Source organism: Vibrio sp. TRT 21S02 (assembly GCF_050113675.1).
GTDB lineage: Bacteria > Pseudomonadota > Gammaproteobacteria > Enterobacterales > Vibrionaceae > Vibrio.
This window is the reverse complement of record NZ_JBNJOI010000007.1, coordinates 145480-161578: the sequence shown is the minus strand read 5'-3', so window position 1 is coordinate 161578 and position 16099 is coordinate 145480. Positions and strand designations below refer to the sequence as shown.

At 43.0% G+C, this 16099-nt stretch carries 16 protein-coding genes; 13 read left to right on the top strand and 3 right to left on the bottom strand.

Annotated elements, in window-relative coordinates; translation table 11 throughout:
- The first annotated feature begins 128 nt into the window (after window positions 1-128).
- From ppiD to pyrF, 8 genes are all read left to right on the top strand, one after another.
- Window positions 129-1988, top strand: coding sequence for a peptidylprolyl isomerase (gene ppiD / locus ACQEXU_RS11800; RefSeq protein WP_427010959.1), 1860 nt, complete (start codon window positions 129-131; stop codon window positions 1986-1988).
- A gap of 137 nt (window positions 1989-2125) precedes the next feature.
- Entirely contained in the window at window positions 2126-2425 is a 300-nt protein-coding gene (locus ACQEXU_RS11795) for a ComEA family DNA-binding protein (RefSeq protein WP_367988549.1), read from the top strand.
- 154 nt (window positions 2426-2579) lie between these two features.
- Window positions 2580-3260: a (d)CMP kinase gene (gene cmk, locus ACQEXU_RS11790; protein WP_367988550.1), complete on the top strand. Its 681-nt coding sequence runs from the start codon at window positions 2580-2582 to the stop codon at window positions 3258-3260.
- A 105-nt stretch (window positions 3261-3365) separates the two neighbouring features.
- A complete protein-coding gene (gene rpsA / locus ACQEXU_RS11785) occupies window positions 3366-5036 on the top strand; it encodes a 30S ribosomal protein S1 (protein ID WP_367988551.1) in 1671 nt (556 codons plus the stop codon).
- A 215-nt stretch (window positions 5037-5251) separates the two neighbouring features.
- The gene (gene ihfB, locus ACQEXU_RS11780) at window positions 5252-5533 is read left to right on the top strand and encodes an integration host factor subunit beta (RefSeq protein ID WP_367988552.1); all 282 of its coding nucleotides are present in this window, start codon (window positions 5252-5254) and stop codon (window positions 5531-5533) included.
- Window positions 5534-5669: 136 nt separating this feature from the next.
- Window positions 5670-5945 carry a LapA family protein gene (locus tag ACQEXU_RS11775; RefSeq protein ID WP_367988553.1) on the top strand — a complete coding sequence of 92 codons (276 nt, stop codon included), beginning with the start codon at window positions 5670-5672 and terminating at the stop codon, window positions 5943-5945.
- Window positions 5946-5973: 28 nt separating this feature from the next.
- A complete protein-coding gene (lapB, locus tag ACQEXU_RS11770; RefSeq protein ID WP_427010958.1) occupies window positions 5974-7143 on the top strand; it encodes a lipopolysaccharide assembly protein LapB in 1170 nt (389 codons plus the stop codon).
- A gap of 69 nt (window positions 7144-7212) precedes the next feature.
- On the top strand, window positions 7213-7908 hold the full coding sequence (gene pyrF, locus ACQEXU_RS11765; protein WP_367988555.1) for an orotidine-5'-phosphate decarboxylase: 696 nt from the start codon (window positions 7213-7215) through the stop codon (window positions 7906-7908).
- Window positions 7909-7971: 63 nt separating this feature from the next.
- Here the strand turns inward: pyrF and miaE are convergent, their stop codons facing one another.
- On the bottom strand, window positions 7972-8742 hold the full coding sequence (miaE, locus tag ACQEXU_RS11760) for a tRNA isopentenyl-2-thiomethyl-A-37 hydroxylase MiaE (protein WP_427010957.1): 771 nt from the start codon (window positions 8740-8742) through the stop codon (window positions 7972-7974).
- Window positions 8743-8819: 77 nt separating this feature from the next.
- Window positions 8820-9584 carry a DNA repair protein gene (locus ACQEXU_RS11755; protein ID WP_367988557.1) on the bottom strand — a complete coding sequence of 255 codons (765 nt, stop codon included), beginning with the start codon at window positions 9582-9584 and terminating at the stop codon, window positions 8820-8822.
- Window positions 9585-9889: 305 nt separating this feature from the next.
- Between ACQEXU_RS11755 and cysB the strand changes: the two genes are divergently transcribed.
- The 5 genes from cysB (at window position 9890) to ACQEXU_RS11730 (ending at window position 15032) form a co-directional block, all read left to right on the top strand.
- A complete protein-coding gene (gene cysB / locus ACQEXU_RS11750) occupies window positions 9890-10864 on the top strand; it encodes an HTH-type transcriptional regulator CysB (protein ID WP_367988558.1) in 975 nt (324 codons plus the stop codon).
- 55 nt (window positions 10865-10919) lie between these two features.
- The gene (locus tag ACQEXU_RS11745; RefSeq protein WP_367988559.1) at window positions 10920-12113 is read left to right on the top strand and encodes a methyltransferase; all 1194 of its coding nucleotides are present in this window, start codon (window positions 10920-10922) and stop codon (window positions 12111-12113) included.
- Between the two features lie 162 nt (window positions 12114-12275).
- Window positions 12276-13241, top strand: coding sequence for an ABC transporter substrate-binding protein (locus ACQEXU_RS11740; protein ID WP_427010956.1), 966 nt, complete (start codon window positions 12276-12278; stop codon window positions 13239-13241).
- A 61-nt stretch (window positions 13242-13302) separates the two neighbouring features.
- A complete protein-coding gene (locus ACQEXU_RS11735; RefSeq protein ID WP_427010955.1) occupies window positions 13303-14241 on the top strand; it encodes an ABC transporter permease in 939 nt (312 codons plus the stop codon).
- Window positions 14238-15032, top strand: coding sequence for an ABC transporter ATP-binding protein (locus tag ACQEXU_RS11730; RefSeq protein ID WP_427010954.1), 795 nt, complete (start codon window positions 14238-14240; stop codon window positions 15030-15032). The genes ACQEXU_RS11735 and ACQEXU_RS11730 overlap by 4 nt, the downstream gene beginning before the upstream one ends.
- A gap of 32 nt (window positions 15033-15064) precedes the next feature.
- Here ACQEXU_RS11730 and ACQEXU_RS11725 read toward each other — a convergent pair whose 3' ends face one another.
- Window positions 15065-15949, bottom strand: coding sequence for a D-hexose-6-phosphate mutarotase (locus ACQEXU_RS11725; RefSeq protein ID WP_427010953.1), 885 nt, complete (start codon window positions 15947-15949; stop codon window positions 15065-15067).
- Window positions 15950-16099: the final 150 nt, after the last annotated feature.

Sequence of the window (16099 nt, the reverse complement as noted above, 5' to 3'; positions counted from 1 at the left end):
TTAAAATATGCGCATCATACTGATGCGCATTTCTTTTTCTGGTATTATCGCGCTATTAATTTTTTATTTTTAACGTATGTCGTGTTAGCAGCGGTTAATACGAGTTTTATGCGGAGAGTGGCTTAAGTATGATGGAGCGATTACGCGAAGGCGTTAACAGCATCGCCGTTAAAATTATTCTGGGACTTATCATCCTATCGTTTGTATTTGCTGGTGTAGGTAGTTACCTCGTTTCTGGAGGTAATAACGCAGCTGCAAAAGTTGGTAACACAGAGATTGCTCGAGGTGAGTTTGAACAAGCTTATCAAAATGAGCGCAATCGTATGCAAAGCCAGTTAGGGGATTACTTTTCAAACTTGCTTGGGGACCCAAGCTATATTGAGTCTTTCCGTCGTTCTGTGCTTGATCGCATGGTAAATGATGTGTTGCTTGAACAGCATGCAGAATCACTGGGACTACGTGTAAGCGATGCTCAAGTACGCCAGATGATTTTGGATATGCCACAATTTCAAGTAGAAGGTAAGTTTGACCAAGAAATTTACCAATCTGCCCTTCGTCGAGCAGGATTCTCTGCAGAAAGTTTTGCTGAATATCTGCGTGGTGATTTGGTTCGCAACCAGCTGCTAACAGCAATTCAGGGTAGTGATTTCTCACTGCCAGGTGAAGTCAATGCACAGAGTAAATTGCTAACTCAAACTCGTGATGTTCGAACTGTAAAATTATCGCTAGCTGATTTTGCGAGCAAAGTTGAGTTATCAGAAGATGAGATTCAGCAATATTACGAGCAAAACCCTGAACGTTACACTCGTCCTGAACAGGCTAAAATTGCATATGTTGAGCTTTCGGCTGAGCAGTTGAAATCAGCTATTTCTGTTTCTGATGAAGAAGCAAAGAAATATTATGATGAGCACCTTGATAAATATTCATCAGAAGAGCAACGTAAAGTTAGTCACATTCTAATTGAAGGGGACGATGAAACTAAGGCTCAAGCAATTCTAGATGACTTGAATGCTGGTGCTGATTTTGCGAAATTGGCTGAAGAAAAATCGAACGACTTTGGTAGTGCAGAAGAAGGTGGTTCACTAGGTTGGATCGAACGTGACGTGATGGATCCTGCGTTTGAAAAAGCGGCTTTTGCTCTAGAGAATGTTGGTGATGTTTCTGGCTTAGTTAAATCAGATTTTGGTTACCACATTATTAAGCTTGACGAGCTCAAAGATTCAGTTGCTAAACCTTTTGATGAAGTTGCATCTGACATCAAACAAGAGTTGAAAGATCAGCAAGCTGTTGATCAATTCTATGAGCTGCAGAGTGAATTAGAGAAAATTGCGTTTGAGTACCCAGATTCACTAGATGATGCAGCTAAAGCAGTAAGCCAACCGATTCATACAACTGACTTTATTTCTCAAGCAGACGCACCTGAGCTGTTAAAAACTCCAGCTGTAATGCAAGCTATTCTGAGTCCTGAAGTTAAAGAAGACGGTCTAAACTCAGAAGTCATCGAAGTTGCCCCTGAACACATTATTGTTGTTCGCGTGGAAGACGTTCGTGATGAAATGGTATTGCCTTTAAATGATGTGCGTGAGCAAGTTGTTGCCCAACTATCTAAAGTAAAAGGTGAACAACAAGCGCTTGAACTGGCTACAGGGTTAGTGGCTGAGCTTAAGGAAGGTAAGCGAACACTTCTTAATGAAAAAGGCCTTGAGTTCGGTGATGTAGAGAAGTTAGATCGTAGCTCTCCTTTGGCTGACGTTGTATTCGCGATGAGCAAGCCAGAAGAGGGTAAGGTTGAGTTTGCTCAAGCTAAAGACTTTAATGGTGATATCGTCGTTATAGAACTAGCAAAAGTAGAGGCCTCTGCAGATGCACAATATAATGACCAAATTGGTACACAATTGACTCAGATGAACGCACAGCAAGATCTAGCTGGTTTGTTGAGCATCCTACGCCACACTATTGATATCGAATACTACATCGTGAACCAATAACGATTTCAATGTAATTGATAAGTAAATTAAAACGGGCTGCATTTGCAGCCCGTTTTGTTTTTATTTTGTGTTGATACTTCCAAATGCAAGACATGGTTATGTTGGCACTACCTCTGTGTCATGAAAAAGGAAGCAATATGAAAATCAAAAACTATTTGGTTGGTCTGGTGATCGTTTTGGGGCTGCTTAGTGGGATGGCTTATGCGACAGATAAAGCAACCGATAAATATGAAGGTATAGAGCTGACGGTTAACGTTAATTCTGCTTCAGCTGAGGAAATCGCTGCATTATTGAAAGGTATTGGTTTGAAAAAAGCTCAGCGAATTGTCGAATATCGAGAACTGAACGGTCATTTTTCGAAAGTTGAAGACTTGGCAAATGTAAAAGGTATCGGTAGTGGTACGCTCGAAAAAAATAAAGAGCGTATCAAGTTGTAAAACACTATAGGGCGGGGGAATCATTGAGTTCCTCCGCTTATAAGTAAATTCTTTATATTCCTCGCTAGCACCATTCTCCCAATGCCTTTATACTTTCCCGCTTGAAAAGTCTGGCCTCCAACGAGGTAGATCATCAACTAAATTGGAGTAAAACATGTCTTCTCACACACCGGTAGTCACTGTGGATGGCCCAAGTGGTGCAGGCAAAGGCACACTTTGTATGCTATTGGCTAAAAAGCTAGGATTTCAATTGCTCGATTCAGGCGCTATTTATCGAGTGCTTGCACTTGCTGCAATCCATCATGGTGTTGATATCAACTCAGAAGATGCGTTAGTACCTCTAGCTACTCACCTAGATGTTCAGTTTATCGCAGAAGGTGATTTGGTTAAGGTTATTCTTGAAGGTGAGGATGTGTCCGGTGAGCTACGTAAAGAAGAAACGGGTATGGCTGCGTCAAAAGTAGCTGCTTTCCCAAGGGTACGAGAAGCTCTACTACGAAGACAAAGAGCATTTGCCGAGGGCGTTGGTCTTGTTGCTGATGGCCGTGATATGGGGACGGTTGTTTTCCCTCAAGCCGAAGTGAAAATTTTCCTTGATGCAAGCGCTGAAGAGCGAGCGAATCGCCGCCTTAAACAGTTGCAAGGCAAAGGGTTAGATGTTAAATTTGACGACCTTTTGAGCGAGATCCAAGAGCGAGATCACAGAGATCGTAATCGCTCGGTCGCGCCATTGCGTCCCGCTGAGGATGCACTTTTGCTGGATTCCACTACGATGAGTATCGACGAAGTAGTAGAAAAAGCACTACAATATATCGAATCTAAGCTAGTAGCTTAAGGGCTGCTAGGTCAGAGCGTTGGCCGCAAGGATGATGGCTGGCGAAGTTAATAACCCCATGTGGTAGGAAACCCGTGGACGTTTAATTTATTGAAGATTAAATAAATGACTGAATCTTTTGCTCAACTCTTTGAAGAGTTTCTAAACGAGACTGAATTCCAACAAGGTACTATCGTTAAAGGTACTGTAGTAGCTATCGAGAACGGTTTCGTTCTTGTTGACGCTGGTCTTAAGTCTGAGTCTGCAATCCCTGCTGAACAATTCAAGAACGCTGCTGGCGAACTTGAAGTTGAAGTTGGTTCTGAAGTAGACGTAGCTCTAGACGCTGTTGAAGACGGTTTCGGTGAAACTCAGCTTTCTCGTGAGAAAGCGAAGCGTCACGAAGCTTGGATCGTTCTTGAGAAAGCTTACGAAGAAGCTGAAACTGTTGTTGGTATCATCAACGGTAAAGTTAAAGGCGGTTTCACTGTTGAACTAAACGGTATCCGTGCTTTCCTTCCTGGTTCTCTAGTAGACGTACGTCCTATCCGTGACACTGCTCACCTAGAAAACAAAGAGCTAGAGTTCAAAGTTATCAAACTTGACCAGAAGCGCAACAACGTAGTTGTTTCTCGTCGCGCAGTTATCGAATCTGAAAACAGCGTTGAACGTGATGAACTTCTAGAAACTCTACAAGAAGGTTCTGAAGTTAAAGGTATCGTTAAGAACCTTACTGACTACGGTGCGTTCGTAGATCTAGGCGGTGTTGACGGCCTTCTACATATCACAGATATGGCTTGGAAGCGTGTTAAACACCCATCTGAGATCGTAAACGTTGGTGATGAAATCCTAGTTAAAGTCCTTAAGTTCGATCGTGAGCGCACTCGTGTGTCACTAGGTCTTAAGCAGCTAGGTGAAGATCCATGGGTAGCAATCGCTAAGCGTTACCCAGAAGGTCACAAACTATCTGGTCGCGTTACTAACCTAACTGACTACGGCTGTTTCGTTGAAATCGAAGAAGGCGTTGAAGGTCTAGTACACGTTTCAGAAATGGATTGGACTAACAAGAACATCCACCCATCTAAAGTTGTTAATGTTGGCGACGAAGTTGAGGTTATGGTTCTTGAGATCGACGAAGAACGTCGTCGTATTTCTCTAGGTCTGAAACAGTGTAAAGCTAACCCATGGCAGTCATTCGCTGAAGCACAAGCTAAAGGCGACAAAGTAACTGGTAAGATCAAGTCTATCACTGACTTCGGTATCTTCATCGGTCTAGAAGGCGGCATCGACGGTCTAGTTCACCTATCTGACATCTCTTGGAACGTTCCAGGTGAAGAAGCTGTACGTGAGTATAAGAAAGGTGACGAGATCTCTGCAGTTGTTCTAGCAGTAGACGCAGAGCGTGAGCGTATCTCTCTAGGCGTTAAGCAAATGGAAAATGACCCATTCAATGCTTACGTATCTGAGAAGAAGAAAGGTGCTCTAGTTAACGGTACTGTTACTTCTGTTGACGCTAAAGGCGCGACAATCGAACTAGAAGAAGGCGTTGAAGGTTACATCCGTGCGTCTGAAGTAGCTCGTGACCGCGTTGAAGATGCTTCTCTAATCCTAAGTGTTGGTGACAGCGTTGAAGCGAAGTTCACAGGTGTTGACCGTAAGAACCGCGTAATCAACCTATCTATCAAAGCTAAAGACGAAGCTGAAGAGCAAGAAGCAATGGCTTCACTGAACAAGCAAGATGATGCTTCATTCGGTAACGCTATGGCTGACGCTTTCAAAGCAGCTAAAGGCGAGTAATTTACTCTGCTAAAGCCAGAAAAAAGGAGCCGAAAGGCTCCTTTTTTATCGAATGACGTAGAACAATACTAATTCCAATAACGTTAGAGTTGTGAGAACAGTCACTTCGCACAAACCACATTTTGATTAAATTTTGACTAGAATTTAAAGCAAGTGTTTGTTGGAATTGGTATTACTTACTATAATAAGTGATAAATTACTCTATGAGGGAAACTATGACTAAGTCTGAATTAATAGAAAGACTCTGTGCTGAACAAACTCACCTTTCAGCGAAAGAGATCGAAGACGCAGTGAAAGATATCCTAGAACATATGGCGACGACTCTAGAGCGTGGTGACAGAATCGAAATCCGAGGTTTTGGTAGTTTCTCTCTGCATTATCGTGAGCCACGTGTTGGGCGCAATCCAAAAACTGGTGATAAAGTGGAGCTTGAAGGAAAATTTGTTCCTCACTTTAAGCCAGGAAAAGAGCTGAGAGAGCGCGTTAATCTAGGCTAATCTTATTTAAGAGACATGTGAAGCGGCATACTTTTGGTATGCCGCTTTTTTATCATGGAGAAAGCGCTGAAATCATGGTTTGTTTCAAGCTTTTACTGCATAATCGTAGCGGCAATTACTGGAAAGGTGATGGACTATGAAAATTATAAAAATTGTTATCGCGCTTGCGCTATTTCTTATTGCTTTAGCATTAGGCTCTCAAAATCAAGCGGTGGTAACGTTTAACTATCTTATTGCACAAGGCGATTTCCACTTATCTACATTACTTGGCGGAGTATTCGTGGTAGGATTTGCACTGGCTTGGGCGATTTTTGGTAGCTTACATCTAAAATCTCGACTGCAAATTCGTAAGCTGAATAAGCAACTAAATAAGCTATCCGCCTCACAGCCTATTGAAGAAAATAAAGCGTAATCAAAGTTATAGGTAGGCTTTTCACTCAATGCTGGAAATACTCTTCTTGTTGTTGCCGATTGCTGCAGCTTATGGCTGGTATATGGGTAATCGCAGTGCTCAGCAAGACAAGCAGAAGCAATCCCATCAAATATCCCGTCAGTATGTGACGGGATTAAACTTGCTGCTTTCTGATCAATCCGATAAAGCTGTTGACCACTTTATTGAATTGTTGCAAGTTGACAACGACACGATTGATACTCACTTGGCTCTAGGCAACCTATTCCGCTCCCGGGGAGAGGTTGACCGCGCGATCCGTATTCACCAAAATCTAATCTCTCGTTCTGGTCTGACTATTGACCAAAAAAACATCGCGCTCCAACAACTTGCCAAAGATTACATGGCGTCAGGGTTTCTCGACCGAGCAGAACGTATTTTCGAACAGTTGGTCGATGAACCCGATCACAAAGAAGCGGCTCTGCAACAGTTAGTGGCGATTTATCAACAGACAAGAGAATGGAATAAAGCCATTCATTACGCGTCACTGCTTGTTAAATTAGGCAGAAAGCGAATGAAAACATCAATTGCCCATTTCTGCTGTGAACTAGCAATGCAAGAAAAAGCTGATGGGAATGATGCGAAAGCCATTCAATACTTCAAACGTGCGTTAGATGAAGATGCAAAATGTGCTCGTGCTAGCATCGCTTTGGGTAAGCTATACCTAGAGAACGAAGATTACACCAACACCATTAAGTATATGGAGATGGTGCTGGAGCAAGATACCGACTTTATTAGTGAAGTTTTACCAACTTTAGCGGATTGCTATCACCATTTAGGCCGCGAAGATGAACTATTAGATTTTCTGCGCCAGTGTATTGCAAACAAAGCAGGTGTGTCTGCCGAGCTAATGTTGGCTCAACTGGTTGCTCAACATGAAGGTGTTGGTGCAGCTCAAGAACTTCTTACACGTCAGCTAGTGAAAAACCCAACCATGAAGGGCTTTTATCGTTTGATGGACTACCATCTGGCTGATGCAGAAGAAGGACGTGCTAAAGCGAGCTTAGGCACTTTACAGAAGCTCGTTGGAGAACAATTAAAAGTTAAGCCTCATTACCGATGCCGGAAGTGTGGTTTCTCAACTCATTCAATGTATTGGCATTGCCCTTCCTGTAAAGGGTGGGGGACGATTAAGCCAATCCGTGGATTGGATGGTGAATAGTTTTTAATGCAGTTGACAGTTTCTGTCAGCTGCATTTTTTTATGTAAAGATAACCTGTCAGGAGATGAAATGATCGACCAAAAAGTCATTGTTGCGCTGGATTATGATAACCAAGCTGATGCATTAGCCTTTGTAGATAGAATTGATCCATCATCATGTCGCCTTAAAGTGGGCAAAGAGATGTTTACGCTATTTGGTCCTAGTTTCGTTAAAGAGCTACATAAGCGTGGTTTTTCGGTGTTCCTTGACCTCAAATTCCATGATATTCCTAACACATGTTCTAAAGCGGTTCGCGCTGCAGCTGAAATGGGAGTATGGATGGTAAACGTTCATGCTGGAGGTGGTGAGCGCATGATGACGGCCTCACGTGAAATCCTTGAACCTTATGGAAAAGACCGTCCACTACTTATTGGTGTTACGGTTCTTACCAGTATGGAACAGAGTGACTTGGCCGGAATTGGACTTGATATTGCTCCACAAGAGCAAGTTATTCGTTTAGCGAAACTCACAAAGGCTTCAGGATTGGATGGGGTAGTTTGCTCAGCTCAAGAAGCTTCAATGTTAAAGAGTGAGTTAGGTAAAGAGTTCAAACTTATCACGCCAGGAATTCGTCCAGCAGGTGCTGCTGTTGGTGACCAAAAGCGTATTATGACTCCTGTGGATGCAGTTCAGGCAGGATCGGACTATTTGGTTATTGGCCGACCTATTACACAAGCTGCTGATCCTGCAGCTGTTTTAGCCGAGATTAACGCAACACTGGTTTAGTGTAGTTCACATCATATAGATGATGAAATAAAAAGGATGCCTTTGATAAGCATCCTTTTTTATTTAGGCAGGTACGCCACTATGAAACTTAAAGTCATTATCTGGAGAGGAGATTAAATCAGCTTCAAGTTTCCCAAAATAATCCACGCGTTCACTGATATCTCTGCCAGCAATCTCTTCTGCTAATGTTAAGTAATCTTGATAATGCCTTGCTTCAGAACGCAGTAGAGAGACGTAGAATTTGGCAATATCTTCGTCCATATGAGGCGCAAGTTTGGCAAAACGCTCACATGAGCGAGCTTCAATGTAGGCACCAATAATTAATTTATCTATTAATGTTTGCGGTTCATGAGTCGCCATATTACTGATAAGACCTTTTGCGTAACGGCTTGCCTGTACTGGTTCATAAGCAATGCTGCGGTTTTCCATAATTTCTAACACTTGATAGAAGTGGTGTAACTCTTCTTTGATCAGTAATACCATTTTATCAATCAAGTCTTGGCTGTATGAAGAGTTTGACTTTGCCATAATTGCTTTCGAGATATTGCTTTTTCCTTTGAGAGTTTCAAGGCTTCCTGTTTTACGGTAAGCAAAGTCTTCGTAGGGTTTAAACCAATCAAGTAAATTATGAGCGCTTGATTGATCAACTGCGTATTTACGGATCAGGTACATTGCAGATTGCCCTGCTTTTAATTCGCACAATAAATGGTCTATTAAGACAACTTTTAAGTTTTCAGGTTTACGAGCTTCTTCTACCCATGCATCGGGCGTTGAGCATTGTAGGAAGCCATTAATTGGCTCTAGGAGTGACTGGTATTGTTTTAGTTCGATCATTGGGCGGTCACTTTGCAAAAATAAATAGAAAAAAGGTCGCAGATGCGACCTTTTTGAAAGCATGAAGTGGGATTATATTACCACTTTTTCTTTTCACCAAAGAGAACGTCCATATCGTCTTTACGTTCTTTCTGCTCGATCTGTTCAAGCTCTTCAGCACTTTTATTTTGGCGCTTCTGTTCGAGCTCGTCATACATGCCTTGCAGTTTTTCTCTGGCTTGGTTTGAGTAGCTGTCGTTTTTAGAGGCAAGCGCGTCTAAGCCTTTTCGCAGTAACTGAACAGCCGTTCCCGGCTGACCCCTTACAATTGAGTCGTTAGCCCGCTTAATTACGTTTTCAATATTAATACGAATTTGGATTGTTTCTAATCGAGCATTTTCGGCTACATAGGACTGAGTATCAAAGCGACCTTTGTTGTGTTCGCTTCGGATTGTATCACGAAGACGTTTTACCAGTTTCAGCATCACAATGGCTTGCTTGTCGCTGCTAGGAACTTTAAATGCGGTACTTTCGCCACCTTGATAGGTTTCATCCAGCTGCTTAATTTGTTGCTTTACGTGATCTACACGGTGGGCTAACTGCTTATTTTTGGGATCAAGCTGATGCATACTTTCTACGGCATCCAAGATTCGGTTATTCAGGCAGAGCAACAATTCCTTACTGTAAGGAAGGTGGTGTGCATGCCCAATAAGCTCTTCTGTCGCATCGATGATCGTTAAGTAACGTGCACCTTCTTGTTTCTTAGCTGTCTCGACCTTAACTTTGTATTGAAGCATGATGTTGTAGCCAAGGACCAACACTAATAAGATTGCGACTAACGCAATAATTAAACCAATATTCATAAATTCCGTATCTTATGTCTTTAATGGCTAGCAGATAAGGATACACGAATCTTAACTAACACTGCATCCATATTTCGCTCTTTTGTATTATGACTGTTTGCTTCTTGATAATTAAAGAAAATTACCTGACCATCATTCCATAATGAGTCATTGCTTGCAAAATACTTTGTTCTTCGCTCAATTCCTCTCCGAGCTTCTACAAAACAACAAATCCACTATCAATTTTATTCAAGAGGCGTTATAACTAAACATTATAAACTATGTTTGCTCGATATGGGGCGTCGAAAGGGATTACGAGGTCAAGAATGAAGTTACAACAACTGAAGTATATTGTTGAAGTAGTGAACCACAATCTGAATGTGTCTGCGACAGCTGAGAGTCTATATACTTCTCAGCCAGGTATCAGTAAGCAAGTTAGGTTATTAGAAGATGAACTCGGTATCCAAATTTTTGAGCGTAGTGGTAAGCATTTAACTCAAGTGACCTCTGCGGGTGAAGATATTATTCGTATTTCTCAAGAAATCTTATCGCGAGTAGAGAGCATTAAAGCGGTCGCTGGCGAACACACGCACCCAGAAATGGGGACGCTGAATATATCAACTACCCACACTCAAGCACGTTACGCTCTTCCAGAGGTGATCAAAGGCTTCACCGCTCGCTACCCTAAAGTGTCTCTACATATGCATCAAGGCACGCCAACGCAAATGTCTGAAGCTATAGCAAAAGGGACTGCAAACTTTGCTATCGCTACTGAGGCTTTGCACTTGTATCAAGATGCAATTATGCTTCCTTGCTACCATTGGAATCGTTCGATTGTGGTTCCGAAGGATCATGCACTGGCGCAAAAAGAGCATATTACCATTCAAGATCTGGCTTCTTATCCACTCGTTACTTATGTGTTCGGTTTTACGGGGCGATCTGAGTTAGATACAGCATTTAATAAAGTCGGGCTTACGCCACGCGTGGTATTTACAGCAACAGATGCGGATGTGATAAAAACCTATGTACGAATGGGTATTGGGGTGGGTGTCATCGCAAGTATGGCAATCGATCAAGACAAGGATACGGATTTAGTCGCAATTGATGCAAGCCATATCTTTGGGGCAAGTACGACAAGCATTGGCTTCCGTCGAGGCACTTTTTTGCGCTCTTACATGTATGATTTCATGGAGCGTTTTGCTCCTCATTTAACTCGACCTGTTGTTGAGCAAGCCATTTCACTCAAGTCAAATGTTGAAATAGAGGAAATGTTTAAAGACATCGATCTCCCTGTTCGATAGCACTTTTCTTTTCATACCGGTTCCCTCAAAATACACGCCAACTTTTGGGGGAGCCATGAAGTCTGTTTTTATCTCGTTAGATTCACTATTATCACGCTATCAATCGTTGTGGCGTGCTGACCCTTTTTATTCTGCTTGCTCGGGTAAACCTGCTTGGGCTGAGCATTACCCTGAACTCTATCAAGCTTTGTTTAGTTTATCTGACGAAGAAGTAGAACGACTTAAGCATGATGCCTCGGCACTTAATCTATGGTTAACCCAATTTATTCCTGATTTAGCACAACTTGATCAATTGTCTTCTTTACCTTGTCGAGAAGAACATTTGCTTGATTTTTCTTCACGTCGTTATGCAGGTATCCCCGGACGAAAACTAGAGCAAATTGCTTCATTAAGCTATCACGTGATACAGCATCACAAAGGCTCTGAATGGTTGGAGTGGTGCTCAGGGAAGGGGTATTTGGGGCGTTTACTAGCATCTGAAAGTTCAGAACTGGTGACGAGTTTAGAGTACCAAGATGACCTTTGTCAGTCTGGTCAAGCAGAAGCTGACAAACAAAAACTTCCGATGACATTTGTTCAGGGGGATGCGTTAAGCCAACAGGTTGAATCAGTGTTTAACGTCAATCAACATGCTGTAGCACTTCATGCTTGTGGTGATCTACATGTTTCCCTACTTAAGATTGGTACAAAGCTCAGGCTTCCTGCAATATCGATATCACCCTGTTGTTATCACTTGATACAGAATGACGACTATCAGCCTCTGTCGGCTGAAGGGCGCGAGGCTTGTTTGCAACTCAAGCGGCAAGATTTGCGTATACCCTTGCAAGAAACGGTAACGGGAGGCGAACGAGTTAAACGTCACCGCTTTCTTGAAATGAGTTATCGACTGGGATTCGATTTGTTACTTCGCGAACAGTTGGGTATAACACAATACATTCCTATTCCGAGCATAAAAAAGTCTTCTTTAAATGAAGGGTTTGAAGTTTTTTGTTACTGGGCAAGTGAGAAAAAGAAAATAAGATTACCTGATGTGAATTTCTCGCTATATCAGGAAGCGGGAGAGCTGCGCTATTGGCAGATGGAGAAATTGAGCCTAATTCAACAGGCTTTTCGTCGTCCATTGGAAATGTGGTTGGTGTACGATCGCGCTCTATATCTACAATCATGTGGTTATCAGGTTGAGTTATCGACCTTTTGTCCAAAGAAAATCACCCCTAGAAACATTCTCTTGCACGCGGAAAGAAAATAACGACTGACGATCAATCTTTGTTGCCTTATTGTTAAATCTTACTTCCAATTCCGTATCGTTACTGGTAATAATGTTGTTACCTGCACACTTAGTGTACAGGTAAATATAACAACACAATGAAACACAACATCCACACCACAGTGCTGAATTCAAGGAGTTGAGATGAAAGCAGGTAAAGCTATTGTAACCGCCGTTCTTGCAAGCGCGGCGGTATTATCATCGGCAAGCATTATGGCCAAAACCGCAAGAGTAGCAGTATCGCAAATTGTCGAGCATCCCGCTTTAGATGCGACTAGACAAGGCTTAGTCGATGGTTTGAAAGCAAAGGGTTATGAGCAAGGAAAGAATCTAGAATTTGATTATAAAACTGCACAAGGAAACCCTGCTATTGCGGTTCAAATCGCAAGACAATACGTTGGAGAAAAGCCAGATGTATTGGTTGGCATTGCTACACCAACAGCGCAAGCACTAGTGTCTGCAACCAGAACAATTCCAGTTGTCTTTACGGCAGTCACTGACCCAGTTGGTGCTAAGTTAGTCAAAACAATGAAGGCACCAGGAAAAAATGTGACGGGCCTTTCTGATCTTTCACCTGTTAAGCAGCATGTTGAATTGATTAAAGAAATCTTCCCTAATGTTAAATCTATAGGGGTTGTTTTTAACCCAGGGGAAGCAAATGCGGTTACTTTGGTCGAACTACTGAAAACCAGTGCAAAAGAGCAGGGTATCAAAGTGGTGGAAGCGACTGCATTGAAAAGTGCGGATGTCCAGTCTGCAACACAGGCGATTGCAGCTAAATCTGATGTCATCTATGCGCCGACAGACAATACAGTTGCCAGTGCAATCGAAGGGATGATTGTTGCGGCAAACCAAGCCAAGACACCGGTTCTTGGTGGTGCAACGTCTTATGTAGAAAAAGGAGCAATAGCCAGCTTAGGTTTTGATTACTATCAAGTTGGTGTTCAAACTGCGGATTATGTTGCGGCGATCCTTGAAGGAGCGGAGCCAGGAACTTTGGATGTAAAAGTTGCTCAAGGCTCTGATTTGGTCGTTAACAAAAAAGCGGCTGAGAAATTGGGTATTGCATTGCCAGAGTCCGTCCTAGCTCGCGCAACCAGCGTGAAATAAAGCGATTATACGAATGCGGACAACACGAGGTTGTCCGCAATTAGCAGAAAAGGGAGTTTGTATGTCTGCTTTTGCTTTTTTTGGTGCGTTGGAAATCGGTCTGCTATACGGTTTGGTCGCACTCGGCGTCTATTTAACATTTCGTGTTCTTGATTTTCCCGATTTAAGTGTTGATGGTAGCTTCCCAATGGGGGCAGCGGTTGCCGCGACGGTTATTGTTGCAGGTATTAACCCATGGGTTGCAACTCTTATGGCGATAATGGCTGGTGCGGCGACAGGGTGGGTCACGGCATTTCTAGCTGTACGTTGTGGAATATTGCATTTATTGGCCTCTATCCTCACGATGATTGCAGCATTTTCAATTAATATTCGAATTATGGGTAAGCCCAATATGGCTTTGCTTGGTGAGGAAACCATTCTTACACCGTTTGAAGCCATTGGAGACCCAGTTCTAATCCGTCCTCTCATCGTTGGCTTATTAGTGTTAGTTTCCGCATGGCTCGTTGTTCGATTGCTTAATAGCGATTTTGGTTTGGCGTTGCGAGCGACAGGGGTGAATGCGCGAATGGTTTCAGCTCAAGGAGCTAGCACATCATTTTATACCTATTTTGGTTTGGCTTTATCTAATGGGTTTGTTGGATTTGCCGGTGCTTTATTTGCCCAAACTAATAGCTTTGCTGATGTAACATCTGGTGTTGGTACCATTGTTGTCGGACTTGCTGCTGTTATTTTAGGACAGACGCTGATTCCCGGCCGTAAGATATGGGTTGCTGTTGTCGCCGTTATCGTTGGCTCGGTGCTTTATCGCTTGGCAGTTGCTTTTGCTTTAAGTACGGGTATGTTTGGCCTTCAAGCCTCAGATTTAAACCTAGTTACGGCCGTATTAGTCGCAATCGCACTGATCGCGCCAAAAATAAAAGGGAACTTAACGCCAAAAAAGATTAATCATCCTGCTCAGAAGCATGTTGAGCAGGAGAAAGAATCAGGAGATGTTGCATGATTCGATTGGAAGATATTAGGGTCACATTTAATCCTGGGACCATACTCGAGAATCAAGCTTTGAGAGGAGTCACTCTTGAGGTGCCTGAACATCAGTTTTTGACTGTGATTGGTTCTAATGGGGCTGGAAAATCGACGCTGCTTGGTGCGGTGACAGGCGAAACACCAATGATTGGTGGGAAAGTCATCATTGATGAAATGGACGTGACTCGACAAACCGTGGATCAGCGAGCAAGTCAATGTGCTCGAGTGTTTCAGGACCCGCTTGCCGGAACTTGCGGTGACCTCACCATTGAAGAGAATATGGCGTTAGCATATATGCGGGGGAAAAAGCGAGGTTGGAGTTTGTCGTTGTCTTCTCAGCGACGAAAGCTATTTCAAGAGCGGATCAGTATCTTAGGTCTTGGTTTAGAAGACCGGTTGGGAGATAACATTGGCCTGCTTTCCGGTGGGCAACGTCAAGCCGTGAGCTTAGTTATGGCGACGTTGTCAGAGAGTAAGTTGCTATTGCTAGATGAGCATACTGCAGCACTCGATCCAAGGATGGCGGCATTTATTATTGACTTAACGAAGAGGATCGTAAAAGAGTTCGACCTTACTGTAATGATGGTGACACATTCAATGAAAGATGCATTGGCATGTGGAGATAGAACCGTCATGCTACACCAAGGGGAAATTGTCCTTGATGTGAAAGGGGATCAACGTAGCAATATGAAGGTTCCTGATCTATTAGAAATGTTCTCGAAAGTTCGAGGAGAAGAGTTAGCAGATGATAGTCTGTTATTAAATTAAAAAAGGAGGCTTGATGCCTCCTTTTTTAACTCTTACTGAACACCAATAGTGGTTACTAATAAATGTGACTCACCAGGCTGAAGGGTTTTCCCTTCCTCAATAACGGGGGCATGTAAAGTTGATTCAACGCACAGCATGGTTTCATAACCATTGTCGGCCATATCACTCATACCTTGTGCGCCTTCTGCCCATGGGTTCCACAATACCGCGGAATTGTGACCTTGGTTTTCTACATTCAGCGTGCGGTTCAATACCGGATCCTTCACTAGTATTTGTGCTTCTGGTTGTGTGTAAACTCGGTCAATCGTGTCAGTTAATTGCAGAACATCGCCGCCTTGGCAAACTTCACCTGCTTTTAAGCCATCAATATATTCTGCACCCATGCCCATGGTTTGAACTTGTTTGATGTCGCCTACGTTTAGGTAAGTGTGTAATGCACCAGAGAAGACCCAAGCTTCATCGTCGATGTTCATCACTTTCAGCGTTACTTTAAGCTCTTCAGCTACTTCAACGACAAGACGAGCATCAAACATATGAGGCCAGATGTCGTGAATTTCCTCTGTTGGGAACAGTGCGAGTTCAATGATTACGCCATTATCATTTTCGCGGTGTTCAACCAGTTCCCATTCTGCGGTACGTGCAAAGCCATGCGCAGGTGCTGCAATACGGCCAAACCACGGCCAACAAACTGGAATACCACCACGAAGTGCGGCTTTTCCATCAAAGATTGCTTTCTCGCTCATCCAAATCAGATCTTCTTGACCTGCTGGTGTAAACGAGACTACGTGGCCGCCGTGTAAAGCGATACCAGCCGTTGCTTTCTCATGAATAACGCGTACGACTTTAACTTGGTCAATTTCTACGATAGTGATGTTATCGGACAAGACAGTTAGGGCCGGAAGAGTTTTTAAATCCATCGTCTGTTTTCCTATGGTAGGGAGAGAAGAACCTCGACGTAGTATTCACAGTTATTGGTATATTGTCGAAGACTATGCTCAAATTTCAGATACAAAAAAGGCGACTCGTGAGCCGCCTTTTCTTTAACGAAGATCTTCGCTAAGCGCTAT